The sequence below is a fragment of the Pseudomonas sp. DTU12.3 genome (genome assembly GCF_004124275.1).
In the GTDB taxonomy this organism is placed as follows: domain Bacteria; phylum Pseudomonadota; class Gammaproteobacteria; order Pseudomonadales; family Pseudomonadaceae; genus Aquipseudomonas; species Aquipseudomonas helmanticensis.
In genome coordinates this window covers 4611980-4624954 of the sequence record NZ_CP027218.1, presented here as the reverse complement: position 1 = coordinate 4624954, position 12975 = coordinate 4611980, and the positions used below count along the sequence as shown (strand labels likewise).

At 61.6% G+C, this 12975-nt stretch carries 11 protein-coding genes; 7 read left to right on the top strand and 4 right to left on the bottom strand.

Going from position 1 to position 12975, the window contains the following annotated elements; genetic code table 11:
• The first annotated feature begins 15 nt into the window (after positions 1-15).
• The 4 genes from kdpB (at position 16) to C2E19_RS21125 (ending at position 6375) form a co-directional block, all read left to right on the top strand.
• Complete coding sequence (gene kdpB, locus C2E19_RS21140; RefSeq protein ID WP_129394931.1) at positions 16-2073, top strand: potassium-transporting ATPase subunit KdpB; 2058 nt, start codon at positions 16-18, stop codon at positions 2071-2073.
• Between the two features lie 227 nt (positions 2074-2300).
• Positions 2301-2846 carry a potassium-transporting ATPase subunit KdpC gene (gene kdpC / locus C2E19_RS21135; RefSeq protein ID WP_129394930.1) on the top strand — a complete coding sequence of 182 codons (546 nt, stop codon included), beginning with the start codon at positions 2301-2303 and terminating at the stop codon, positions 2844-2846.
• A gap of 130 nt (positions 2847-2976) precedes the next feature.
• On the top strand, positions 2977-5628 hold the full coding sequence (locus C2E19_RS21130; protein WP_129394929.1) for a sensor histidine kinase KdpD: 2652 nt from the start codon (positions 2977-2979) through the stop codon (positions 5626-5628).
• A 48-nt stretch (positions 5629-5676) separates the two neighbouring features.
• The gene (locus tag C2E19_RS21125; RefSeq protein ID WP_129394928.1) at positions 5677-6375 is read left to right on the top strand and encodes a response regulator; all 699 of its coding nucleotides are present in this window, start codon (positions 5677-5679) and stop codon (positions 6373-6375) included.
• Between the two features lie 29 nt (positions 6376-6404).
• Here the strand turns inward: C2E19_RS21125 and C2E19_RS21120 are convergent, their stop codons facing one another.
• Positions 6405-7445 carry a patatin-like phospholipase family protein gene (locus C2E19_RS21120; protein ID WP_129394927.1) on the bottom strand — a complete coding sequence of 347 codons (1041 nt, stop codon included), beginning with the start codon at positions 7443-7445 and terminating at the stop codon, positions 6405-6407.
• A 217-nt stretch (positions 7446-7662) separates the two neighbouring features.
• Here C2E19_RS21120 and C2E19_RS21115 point away from each other — a divergent pair, with 217 nt between their 5' ends.
• From C2E19_RS21115 to C2E19_RS21105, 3 genes are all read left to right on the top strand, one after another.
• Positions 7663-7941, top strand: a complete 279-nt coding sequence (locus C2E19_RS21115) for a hypothetical protein (protein ID WP_129394926.1) — start codon at positions 7663-7665, stop codon at positions 7939-7941.
• Positions 7942-8020: 79 nt separating this feature from the next.
• On the top strand, positions 8021-8788 hold the full coding sequence (locus C2E19_RS21110; protein ID WP_129394925.1) for a CHAD domain-containing protein: 768 nt from the start codon (positions 8021-8023) through the stop codon (positions 8786-8788).
• A gap of 209 nt (positions 8789-8997) precedes the next feature.
• Positions 8998-9792 carry an acyl-CoA thioesterase II gene (locus C2E19_RS21105; RefSeq protein WP_129394924.1) on the top strand — a complete coding sequence of 265 codons (795 nt, stop codon included), beginning with the start codon at positions 8998-9000 and terminating at the stop codon, positions 9790-9792.
• 1 nt (position 9793) lies between these two features.
• Here the strand turns inward: C2E19_RS21105 and C2E19_RS21100 are convergent, their stop codons facing one another.
• The 3 genes from C2E19_RS21100 to C2E19_RS21090 all read right to left on the bottom strand — a co-directional run bounded on the left by C2E19_RS21100 (position 9794) and on the right by C2E19_RS21090 (position 12810).
• A complete protein-coding gene (locus C2E19_RS21100; RefSeq protein WP_129394923.1) occupies positions 9794-10159 on the bottom strand; it encodes a terminase in 366 nt (121 codons plus the stop codon).
• Between the two features lie 187 nt (positions 10160-10346).
• Complete coding sequence (locus C2E19_RS21095) at positions 10347-11828, bottom strand: methyl-accepting chemotaxis protein (protein ID WP_129394922.1); 1482 nt, start codon at positions 11826-11828, stop codon at positions 10347-10349.
• Between the two features lie 175 nt (positions 11829-12003).
• Positions 12004-12810, bottom strand: a complete 807-nt coding sequence (locus C2E19_RS21090; protein ID WP_129394921.1) for a TatD family hydrolase — start codon at positions 12808-12810, stop codon at positions 12004-12006.
• Between the last annotated feature and the right edge of the window lie 165 nt (positions 12811-12975).

Sequence of the window (12975 nt, the reverse complement as noted above, 5' to 3'; positions counted from 1 at the left end):
TTTAGGAGCTGGATGATGAATATGCCCGCAATCAAACCGGCCGCCGTCAAAGCGCCGGAACAAGCGAAAACCGCGATTTCGGCCCTCTGGCGTCCGGCGCTGGTGCAAGCTTTCGTCAAGCTCGACCCTCGGCAGTTGAAGCGTTCGCCGGTGATGCTGGTGGTCGAACTGACGGCGATTTTCACCACCGTGCTGTGCTTCATTCCCGACGCCGATGTGCCGACCTTTGTTGCTGCACAAATCGCGCTGTGGCTGTGGTTCACCGTGCTGTTCGCCAACTTCGCCGAAGCCTTGGCTGAAGGTCGCGGCAAGGCTCGCGCCGACAGCCTCAAGGCGGGCAGCGAAGGTCTCAGTGCGCGGCGCAAACTGGCCAATGGCAGCTTTCAAGTGGTGCCTGCCGCGAGTCTGCGCAAAGGTGATGTGGTGCGTGTCGAAGCGGGGGAGATGATCCCCGGTGACGGCGAAGTCATCGAAGGTATCGCCGCAGTCAACGAAGCGGCGATTACCGGTGAATCTGCGCCAGTGATTCGCGAGTCCGGCGGCGACCGTTCGGCGGTCACCGGCAACACGCGACTGGTGTCCGACTGGTTGCTGGTGAAAATCACCGTCAATCCCGGTGAGTCGACTCTCGACCGCATGATCGCGCTGGTCGAAGGCGCGAAACGCCAGAAGACCCCGAACGAAGTCGCGCTGGACATTCTGCTGATCGGCCTGACGTTGATCTTCTTGCTGGTGGTGGTGACCCTGCAACCGTTCGCCCATTTCGCCAACGGCAGCCTGCCGCTGGTGTTTCTGGTGGCGCTGCTGGTCACGCTGATTCCGACCACCATCGGCGGTCTGCTGTCGGCCATCGGCATTGCCGGCATGGACCGTCTGGTACGCCTCAACGTGATCGCCAAATCCGGTCGCGCCGTAGAAGCGGCGGGCGATGTGCATGTGCTGCTGCTCGACAAGACTGGCACCATCACCTTCGGTAACCGTCGTTGCAGCGCCGTGTATGCCGCGCCCGGTGTGAGTGGTCGCGATTTGGCCGAGGGTGCACTGTTTGCTTCGCTGGCCGACGACACCGCTGAAGGCAAGTCCATCGTCGAGTACCTGCGCGGTCTGCATCCGCAAGCGGAACCGGCGCTGGAAACCCTCACCGCCGTGCCGTTCAGCGCTGAAACCCGCCTGTCCGGCGTCGACTATCAGGGCCGGGTTTATCGCAAAGGTGCGGTGGATTCGCTGCTGGCCTTCCTTGGTCAGAAACGTGCTGATCTGGCCCCGGCGCTGGCGCGGGAAATCGACAAGATCGCGCAGAGCGGCGGCACCCCGTTGCTGGTTTGCGCGGACGGTAAATTGCTCGGCGCGATTCACCTCAAGGACGTGGTCAAGCCAGGTATTCGTGAGCGCTTTGCCGAGCTGCGCAAACTGGGGATTCGCACGGTAATGGTCACCGGCGACAACCCGCTGACCGCTGCGGCGATTGCTGCCGAAGCGGGGGTTGACGATGTGCTCGCCGAAGCCACGCCGGAGAAAAAACTCGCACGCATTCGCCACGAGCAGAACGACGGTCGTCTGGTTGCAATGTGCGGCGACGGCGCCAACGATGCTCCGGCGCTGGCCCAGGCTGACGTCGGTATGGCGATGAACGACGGCACCCAGGCCGCACGCGAAGCGGCGAACATGGTCGACCTCGACAGCGATCCGACCAAGCTGCTGGACGTGGTGCAGATCGGCAAGGAATTGCTGGTGACGCGTGGCGCGCTGACGACGTTTTCCATCGCCAACGACATCGCCAAATACTTCGCGATCCTGCCGGCGCTGTTCGCCTCGATCTATCCGCAACTGGGCGTGCTGAACATCATGCACCTGAGCAGTCCGCAGAGCGCGATCCTCTCGGCGATCGTCTTCAACGCCTTGATCATCGTCGTGCTGATTCCGCTGGCGCTGCGCGGTGTGCGCGTGCAGGCGGCGAGTGCGGCGGCGTTGCTGCGGCGCAATCTGCTGATCTATGGGCTGGGCGGGATTCTGGTGCCGTTCGTGGGGATCAAGGCGATCGACATGTTGCTCACGGCTTTGCATTTGGTTTGAGTTTTAAGAGCCCCTCACCCTAGCCCTCTCCCGGAGGGAGAGGGGACTGACCGAGTGGTTTATCAGAGGTACGTCGACCTGAGCTATCGAGTCGAACTCAGGTCTCCAAAAGCACAAAGATCGGCTCCCTTTCCCCTCGCCCCCTTGTGGGAGAGGGCTGGGGTGAGGGGGAAACGATCCCCCTGACACCCCACAAAAGTTTGCCCAACGAATTCGAGGATTATGAAATGTCCACAATGATACGTCCGGCCCTGAGCCTGCTGGTGCTGATGACCTTGATCACTGGCGTTGCCTACCCCCTGGTGGTGACCGGTGTTGCGCAAGTCGCGTTTCCCGCACAGGCCAATGGCAGTCTGGTCCATGACGCCGACGGCAAGGTCCGTGGCTCGTCGCTGATCGCCCAGGATTTTGTCGGCGATGCGTGGTTCCATCCGCGTCCATCCGCCGGTGCGTTTGCCACCGTTTCCAGTAGCGCAAGTAACCTGGCGCCGAGTAATCCGGCCCTTGCCACGCGAGTGATCGATGACGCCAACAAGCTTCAGGTGCCTGGCCAGGGCCCGGTGCCACTGGCACTGTTGACCACCTCCGGCAGCGGCCTCGATCCGCACTTGCCACCGGCGGCAATTGCCTATCAACTGGCGCGAGTCGCGACGGCGCGAAACCTGCCGGTGGCGACCTTGCAGCAACTGCTCGATGCGCACATCGAACAGCCGTTGGTGGGGCCGCCGGTGGTCAATGTGCTGGAGCTGAACATGGCACTGGAAAAACTCTGAATCGGCGGCGCGGCCATTCGCGAGCAAGCCCGCTCCCACAGGAGTACGCGTTCCAAATGTGGGAGCGGGCTTGCTCGCGAAGAGGCCATCACAGTCACCGCATAAACATCAGGAAGAGAGAGCATCAAGCATGAGCGACTCCGGCCGCGCCGACGCGCTGTTAGCAGACCTGCCCCGCGACGGCCGTGGCCGGCTCAAAGTATTCCTCGGCGCCGCCCCCGGTGTCGGCAAGACTTACGCGATGCTCCAGGCCGCCCACACGCAACTGCGTCAGGGCGTCAAAGTCATCGCCGGCGTGGTTGAAACCCATGGCCGCGCCGAAACCGAAGCGTTGCTTGGCGGCTTGCCGCAGCAACCGCTGGTGCGTTCGGAATACCGCGGGGTGATGCTCGAAGAAATGGACCTCGACGGCATTCTCGCGGCCAGACCGAAGCTGGTGCTGGTGGATGAACTGGCGCACAGCAACGCCCCCGGCAGTCGTCACACGAAACGCTGGCAAGATATTCAGGAATTGCTCGCCGCCGGCATCGACGTATTCACCACGGTCAACGTCCAGCACCTCGAAAGCCTCAACGATCAGGTGCGCGGCATTACCGGCGTACAAGTGCGCGAAACCCTGCCGGACTGGGTCCTGCAAGAAGCCTATGAACTGTTGCTGATCGACCTGCCGCCACGCGAGTTGCTCGAGCGTCTGCGCGAGGGCAAGGTCTATGTGCCGGAGCAGGCGCGGGCGGCCATCGATGCGTTTTTCACCCAGACCAACCTCACGGCATTGCGCGAACTGGCGATGCAAACCGCCGCTGCGCAGGTCGATAACGATCTTGCACAAGGTTATCGCCAGCTCGGTCAGGCCGCGCCGGCAGTGCGCGGGCGCCTGCTGGTCGGCGTCGACGGCGATGCCCAGGCCGAACGTCTGGTGCGGCATGCCAGTCGTGTAGCGCAGCGTCGGCATCTGCCGTGGAGTCTGGTGCATGTCGACAACGGCAGCGTGCGTGACGAGCAATCGCGTTTACGCCTGCAAAATGCGCAACAGTTGGCCGAACGCCTCGGCGGTGAAGTGGTATTACTGCGCGCCGGTGAAGTGGCGAAAACCCTGATCCAGCATGCCGCCGAGCGTCGTGCGAGCCTGGTGCTGGTCGGCCAGTCCCGCCCGAGTCTGCGCCGTCGCCTGTTTGGCGGTGGCTTGGCTGCGCGCCTTTTGCGTCAGGCCCATGGCCTGGAAATCAACGTCCTCGACAACGATCATCAACACCCGCAATCGCGTCCGCGAAGCCCGCTGACACTGGTGTGGTTTGACTATGCCCTGGCGCTGGTCGCGACGGTGCTGGCCAGTGCCTTGGCGTGGGCCGTGTCGAGTGTGCTGCCGTTGCCGAACATCTCGCTGGTGTTCCTCGCGGCGGTGTTGCTGGTCGCGGTGCGCAGCAGCCTCGGCCCGGCGCTGGCCTGTGCGGCGCTGTCGTTTCTGACCTACGATTTTCTGTTCATTCCGCCGAATTTTTCCTTCAGCATCCAGCGCGAAGAAGACGTGCTGACCTTGCTGTTTTTCCTGCTGATGGCGGCGCTCACCGGCAATCTCGCGGCGCGTCAGCGACGACAATTGCAGGCGTTGCGCGACACTCAGGAAGAGACCACCGAGTTGCTCGACCTGTCGCGCAAATTGACGGCCGCCACCGACCGTCAGGCTGTGGTTAGCGCCGCCGCGCAACACCTCAATGGCTGGAGCGATCTGCAACTGTGCCTGCTCAATCGCGATGGCCAGAACGGCTGGAAAGTCGAGACCGGTGGCCCGCTGCAATTTACCGAGTCCGAACGCGCCGCCGCCGACTGGGCCTGGCAACACGATCAACCGGCGGGCATGGGCACCGGCACGCTGCCGCTCGGGCGTTGGTGGTGGTGGCCATTGTCGGTTGAGGACGGGCCGCTGGCATTGCTCGGTGTCTGCGCCAAAGAGGGCCAGACCTTGAGCGGTCAGCGTCGGCGTTTGCTCACCGCGCTGAGTCAACCGTTGGCGCAAGCGCTGGCCCGTGCGCAACTGGCGGATGATCTGGAGGCTGCACGCCTGCATGGCGAAACCGAACAATTACGTAGCGCCTTGCTGGCCTCGGTGTCGCATGATTTGCGCACGCCACTGACGGCCATGCGCGGCAGCATCGACAGCTTGCTCGCACTTGGCGAAGCCATTCCGCTGGAGGATCGCCGCGAGCTGCTCGAAGGCACCCGCGATGAAGCCGAACGTCTTGATCGCTACATTCAGAATCTGCTCGACATGACTCGTCTCGGCCACGGTGCTCTGAAACTGGCGCGGGACTGGGTATCACCCGCCGACATTGTCGGCAGTTCGCTCAATCGCCTGCGCGCGGTGCTCGCGCCGTTGCAGGTCAGTACCGAGGTGCCGGCCGAGTTGCCGCTGCTGTTCGTGCATGCCGCGCTGATAGAACAGGCGCTGGTCAATGTCATGGAAAACGCCGCACGGTTCTCGCCGCCTCACGGTCGTCTGGAATTGCGCGCTGGCGCCGATGACCAAGAGATTTTCTTCTCGGTCAGCGACGAAGGGCCGGGGATTCCCGAAGACGAGCGGGCGAAGATTTTCGACATGTTCTACACCGCTGCACGCGGTGATCGCGGCGGCCAGGGCACCGGTCTCGGGTTGGCGATCTGTCAGGGTATGGTCGGCGCGCACGGTGGGCGGATCAGCGTTGCCGATGGCATCGAAGGGCGCGGCACCTGCATCACCTTGCACTTGCCCTTGCAGGCGCAACCGGGGATGGATGATGAAGCCTGAATTCGCCTGCGCTACTCTCTTGCCAATCTTTTCTGTTGATGTGAATCCATGAGCCAGACCGCGACCATTTTGGTCATCGACGACGAACCGCAAATCCGCAAGTTCCTGCGCATCAGCCTCGCTTCGCAAGGCTACAAAGTGCTTGAGGCCGGCACCGGTGCCGAAGGCCTCGCGCAAGCGGCGCTGAATAAACCGGACTTGTTGGTGCTCGACCTCGGCCTGCCGGACATGGACGGCCAGCAAGTGCTCCGTGAGTTTCGCGAATGGGCCACGGCGCCAGTGCTGGTGCTGTCGGTGCGTGCCAGCGAAGGGCAGAAAGTCCAGGCACTGGATGGCGGCGCCAACGACTACGTGACCAAGCCGTTCGGGATTCAGGAATTTCTGGCGCGGGTGCGGGCATTGTTGCGCCAGGCGCCAGCAGGAGAGGCGCAGCAAGCGGCACTGAATTTCGGCCCGCTGACGGTTGATCTGGCGTATCGGCGGGTGTTGCTCGACGGCGTCGAAGTAGCGCTGACCCGCAAGGAATATGCGGTGCTGGCGCAACTGGCGCGGCATCCGGGGCGAGTGATCACCCAGCAGCAACTGCTCAAGGATATCTGGGGGCCGACCCACACCGAGGACAGTCATTATCTGCGGATTGTGGTGGGGCATTTACGCCAGAAACTGGCGGACGATCCGACCCGGCCACGGTTTATCGTGACCGAGGCAGGTGTTGGTTATCGGTTGTTGGAATCTTCTCCAATGTAGGAGCTGCCGAAGGCTGCGATCTTTTGATCTTATTGCTGCTGCTCACTCTCATACCGATCCAGCGTATCGCGCGCAATCTCGCGGCCCAGCGCGATCAACTCCGGCGCCTTGTAAAACTCGAAAAACCGGCAAACCCGCTTCGGCACGTTGATCAGGATGTCCGGTGGATAACCGGCAATCTTGTACTGCGCCAGCGAGGTCTGCATCACCTCGAAACTCTGGTTGATCAAGTCCAGCAGCGACGCCGGCCCGACGTTATCGATGATGAACGAACCGGTCGCGGATTTCGGCGCGCCTTCACGCTCCGGAGCTGCCGCCGGTTGCTGGTTCTCCGGCTCTGCACCTTCGAGCCACGGATTGATCTCAGCGGCCTCGGCACGCAAGGCTTCCTGCTCCAGTTTCAGTAACTGCTCGGCCTGTTTGCGGCGGAACGGCATCTTCGAACCCAGCGAGTTGATCAGGCTGTCGAAGCGCGAACGGAATGCCGGCGGACGTTCGATCACCGGCAATTTGTAATGGCGCTGGTTGGTCGAGTTGAGATTGACCGCAATGATCAGATCGCAGTGACTGGAGACCACCGGCACGATCGGCAACGGATTGAGAATGCCGCCATCGACCAGCATGCGATTGCCTTGCATCACCGGTGTGAACAGGCTTGGAATCGCTGCCGAGGCGCGCATCGCCTGATGCAGGCAACCTTCCTGGAACCAGATTTCCTGTTGATTGGTGAGGTCGGCAGCGACGGCGGTGTAGGGGATGCGCAGGTCTTCGATATTGATCTCGCCGACGATCTTGCGAATCTGCCCGAAGACCTTCTCGCCGCGAATCGCGCCGAGGCGAAAACTGACATCGACCAGACGCAACACATCGAGGTAGTCGAGGCTTTCGATCCAGCGGCGATAGTCATCGAGCTTGCCAGCCGCATAGATCCCGCCGACCACCGCGCCCATCGAACATCCGGCAATGCAGGCGATGTCATAACCGCGTCGTTCAATCTCTTCAATGACCCCGATATGGGCGTAGCCCCGGGCGCCACCGGAGCCCAGCACCAGTGCGACACGCTTTTTCATCAAACTTCCTCCCGACAAGGTTGCACAATGCACCCATCGGGCAGGCGGCTCAATCGTCGAAGTCGTCGGGTGCGCCGCTGACGTCGTTTTTTCGATACTCAGTGACCCTTCGGCGCTATCCTTTTCGCCAGCGCAGATTTACCCGCCGGCAAGGCACTTTTCCCCGGCCTGACCGTCTTACCTGCACGACTGTTGACCAATCTTTGAGGTGTGAGTGATGAAAGCCTGGATCTGTGTGCCGTTGATTGCCCTGGCATTGGCCGGTTGCGCCGGTAAAACCGCTTACCGCGACAGTTGTGGCAGCCAGCTCGACGCCGCCTGGCATGAACTGGATCTGGCCAAGGCCGAAGGTTTTGCCGGCACCGTCAGTTATTCCAAAGCGCTGTCGCTGTTGACCGCAGCCAAAACCCAACAGCAATTTGAAGGGTTCGAAGGCTGCAGCAGCAAAGCCGAGAAGGCGCGCTTCTACATTCGCGAATCCCGCGCCGGGCGCTAAGCTGCTGACCTGAAGCAAGGATGCAGGCTTGGCAAAGCGCCAGACTCATCCCCCAGGCCATTTGATACGGGAGCAAGAGATGTCTGCGTTAGTTGACCGCTTGGTGGCTCATGTCCTGAGCCTTGAGGTGCGCTTGCTGGCCTGTCAGGCGCGGTTGACCGCGCGCACCGATCCCGAGGCGCTGCACGATTTGCGCACCACGGTACGCCGCTTGCGTAGCCTGTTGCGGCCATTGCGCGGTTTGCCGGGGGTCGAGCAACTCGAAGACGCAGCGTCCGCTGTCGGCCAATTGACTACGCCGTGGCGCGATTGCGAAGTGCTTGCGGACTATCTGCTGAAACATCAGCAACCGGAAGCTGCGCAACGGCGCATGGCGCAGATGGCCGAAGCTTATCCGGCACTGGCGGCGAGTGCGGAAGTGGCCTCGCTGCTGATGATTCTCGACGCCTTCCCGCGCTTTCTGCGTGCCTCTCAGCGTCAAGGCCTGCTCAAGGGCCTGGACCGGCGCATCGAAAAGCGCCTGGGCAAACAATGGCACAATCTCGGCGCAGCGCTGCGTGATCCGGCGCACGACCGCCATCGTCTGCGTCTGCTGATCAAACGGGTGCGCTATGGCATCGAAGCCTATCCCGAACTGGATCGCCTGCCGCAAGCGGCATTGGCGCGTTTGAAGTCTGCGCAAGGCGCGCTGGGCGACTGGCATGATTGCTGGCAATGGCTGGCGAAAGCCGAGCTCGAAACAGATCTGCAGCCCTGCGTGGCGACGTGGCAGGCGACCATGATCAAAGCCGAAATCAAGGCTGATCGCGTACTCGAAAAACTCAGCTCAACCTGCTTCAAATCCTGAAAACCACACATCCCCTGTAGGAACTGCCGCAGGCTGCGATCTGTTGATCCTGTTTTTAAACAGATCAACATCAAAAGATCGCAGCCTGCCGCAGCTCCTACACGGACGTGGTGTCTGATCTGTCAGTCTCTTTGACCGGAATAGACGCTGCGGCCCCGTCTTGAGCTGGTTAAGATCCCTGCATCCACTTTTCGTTTTCTGAGGTTGCCATGCGCTTTTGCGATCTGCTCGATGCCGTCCGCCGCGATCCCGAACTGACCATTCCTGCCGAATGGGCTCAAGGTCGCGCCAGTTTCGGTGGCCTGGTCGCCGCGCTGCAATATGAAGCCATGCGCGCCAAGGTGCCCGCCGATCGCCTCGTGCGTTCGCTGGCGATCACCTTTGTCGGCCCGGTCGAGCCAGACGTGCCGGTGCGCTTTGAAGTCGACGTGCTGCGCGAAGGCAAAGCGGTCAGCCAAGTGCTGGGGCGGGCGGTGCAGAACGGTCAGGTCGTGACGTTGGTGCAAGGCAGTTTCGGTGCCTCGCGCGCCTCGGAGGTGGCGGTCGCAGCGCTGCCGGCCCCGCAGATGAAACACTGGGACGAATGTCAGGAACTGCCGTTTATCAAAGGTGTTCTGCCGGAGTTCATGCGTCATCTGGCGATGCGCTGGAGCATCGGTGGCCTGCCATTCAGCGGCAACGATTCGCGGGAGATGGGCGGTTGGGTGCGCCTGCGCGGCGACGTCAAGGAAGAACCGGTGAGCGAGGCGCATATTCTCGCGCTGGTCGACGCCTGGCCGCCGTCGCTGTTGCCGCACCTGAAGAAACCGGCCATGGGCAGCACGCTGACCTGGACCATCGAATTCGTTCAGCCGTTGCGGCCATTGAGTACGCTGGACTGGTGCAAATATCGCGTGGAAACCGAATACGCCGCCGACGGCTACGGGCATGCCGCCGCCAAGCTGTGGAGCGCGGAAGGTGAGCTGATCGCCATGAGCCGTCAGACTGTCACGATCTTTGCCTGAATCAATGCCGACGGTGGCGCTCACGCCAGGCGCGCCACCAGCCGCCACTGAGAAAAAACCTTGGAAAGGTCAGGAACTGCTCGACCAGCAAACGTGACACGGCATCTTTGCGATCACTGAACGGCTCGGAGGCTTGCGCCTCCAGGCTGTGACCGTGACGCTGCAGACCCAACGCGGCGATGATGCCGATCACACCGATGGCGACGCTGGCCAGGCTCAGGCTGAACACGCCGGAAACGATCAGCAAAAACGCCACGATGAACAGCGGCACGGCAAGCAGGTGCAATACCAGATTGGTCGGGTGCTGATGGTTGTTCGGGTACGCGCGCCATTGCCACGCGGGAAGGTTGGGGTGACGTTTGCCCATGATGACTACTCCTCGATCCATGTTGAACACATGGTTGAAGAATAGGCCGGGGCGCGGAGGGCGGCGAATCAAGCTTGGCTATTGGCCTGATAGGTGTGATGAGCAAAAAAGATCGCAGCCTTCGGCAGCTCCTACATTGAAATGCGTACACCTGTAGGAGCTGCCGAAGGCTGCGATCTTTTGATCTTCAAAGCTTCAACTGCCCAATCGCCTTGCTCAATTCTCCAGCCAACGTCGCCAGCTCATTACTCGTCGTCGCCGAGTCCACCGTCTGCTGCACAGTGTTCTCTGTCACATCGCGAATGCTCACCACCGCCCGGTTCATCTCTTCCGCAACCTGACTCTGCTGCTCTGCCGCCACGGCAATCTGCGTGTTGCTCTCGCGCATCTGCGCCACCGCCCCGGTGATTTCCGCCAGCGCTGCGCCGGCCTCCTGCGCTTGCTGCACGCAATCGTCAGCCTTGTACGAACTTTCCTGCATGAAATCCACCGCGTCGCGGGTGCCGGCCTGTAACGCCGAAACCATGGTGGTGATCTCGTCGGTCGAGGCCTGCACTCGTTTGGCGAGGTTGCGCACTTCATCGGCGACCACCGCAAAACCCCGACCCATCTCACCGGCGCGAGCGGCTTCGATGGCAGCGTTCAAGGCCAGCAGATTGGTCTGCTCGGCAATGCTGTGAATGACGCTGACCACACCGTTGATCTTCTGGCTGTCCTCGGCCAAACGCTGAATCATCTCAGCTGTCTGCTGCACACCGCTGGACAGGCCGGCGATCGACTGCTGCACGCGGGCGACCACTTGCTGACCGCTGCCGGCGAGGCCGTCGGCAGTCTGCGACAGATCGCGGGTGGCGCCGGCGTGTTGGGCGATGTGGTAGACGGTGGCGGTCATTTCATTGATCGCGGTGGCGGCCTGATCGGTTTCGCTTTGCTGGCCGAGCATGCCGTGGCGCACCTCGTTCATGCTCGACGCCAGCCGCGCCGCGCCGATATCCAGTTGCCGGGCGGTGTTGGCCACGGTGCTGACCACGCGCTGATAACCAGCCTGCATCGCGTTGAACGCATTGGCCATCTGCCCGACTTCGTCTCTACCGGCCAACGGCACGCGGGCCGAAAGATCGCCGCTTTTCTCGACGTGGAGCATCACGTCCTTCAAGGTGTTGAGCTGACTGAGCAGAAAACGGATCAGCAGTTGCGAAGCACCGAGCATCGCCAGCATCAGAATAAACACCGCGACCGCGTAGTTGGCAAAACGCTCGCTGAACACCTGGCTCAGGCTCGGGCCATGAGCAATCACGGCGACCTGTTGGCCATCGGCGCGGCTGAACACTTCGGCGCCCATCAATGGGTTATCGCCAAACAGCGGCATGTGATTGATCTCGATCCAGCCGTTGCTGTCGGTGATCTCCAGCAGCGGTTGATCGTTGAGGCGCGGCGCTTCACCGCGTTTGAAGGTCAACACCTGATCAGTTTTGGGCAGGGCCTGACTGCCTGGCCAGGCCTTGAGCAATTGCGCCTGCGCTTGCGCAGATGCCTGCGAGGCGTGGCTGCGTGCCTGTTGCTCGAGTTGTACGGCGTACAACACCAGCAGCAGGGTAGTGACGAAGGCGACGGCATTGACCGCCCAGAATTTGTACTTCAGCGAGATATTGCTAAGCCAGGCACCCATGGAGGTCTTCTCTGATAGCGGAAACAGTTTCGGCAAGGTGCCAGCATTGTGCCGCTATGCAGGAAGGGGGGGGGTGATGTGGGTCAAGAGATTAAAAGATCGCAGCCTGCGGCAGCTCCTACAGGGGTACGCCATCCCAATGTAGGAGCTGCCGAAGGCTGCGATCTTTTACGAATTACACCAATGTCGGCAGATTGAAGAATGCGCGAGCGCAAGCCGTCGTGTGCGCTGCCAGATCGTCTTCGCTTTCGCCACGATGCAACGCCACCTCACGCAGCACTTCTGTCAGATACGCCGGCTCGTTACGCCCGTTCTTCGGCTTCGGCCGCAAGGTGCGCGGCAGCAGATAGGGCGCGTCGCTTTCCAGCATCAGCCGTCCACGCTTGATCTCCTTGACCAGCGGATGCAAATGCGTGCCGCGACGCTCGTCACAGATCCAGCCGGTAATGCCGATGTGCAGATCCAGATCGAGGTAGCTGAACAAGGCCTTTTGCTCGCCGGTGAAGCAGTGCACCACCGCAGCGGGCAGTTGATCGCGGTAGTCCTTGAGGATTTCCAGCAGGCGCTGACTGGCATCGCGCTCGTGCAAAAACACCGGCAATTGCAGTTCAACGGCTAACGCCAAATGCTCTTCGAGCACTTTTTCCTGCTGCGGGCGCGGGGAGAAATCACGATTGAAATCCAGCCCGCATTCACCCACGGCGACGACGCTGGACTCCTTCAGCAGGCTGCGCAGGCGACGGGCGCTGTCGGCGTTCCAGTCACTGGCCGAATGCGGGTGAATACCGGCGGTGGCGAACAGGCGCTGGCCGCTCTCATCGAGTCGCTGGCACAGCTCCAGGGCCTGCTCGCTACCCTCGACGCTGGTGCCGGTCAGCACCAGTTGGCAGACCCCGGCGGCGTAGGCGCGGTCGAGTACGGCCTGGTGTTTGTCGGCGAAACTTGGGTTGGTCAGGTTGACGCCGATATCGATGAGTTGCATGGTTGCTACCTCGGGCCGAAGGCCGGAAAGCATACCAGAGCTGTAGATTCAGAAGAAAAGCCAAGAACTACAACGAGTTATAGCTGTCTCTTGATGCCGCGAGGCAAGCCGGTCTGGCAACGATGCCATCACTGTGCCAGTCTCTCGCACGTTGCCAGCGCTCCA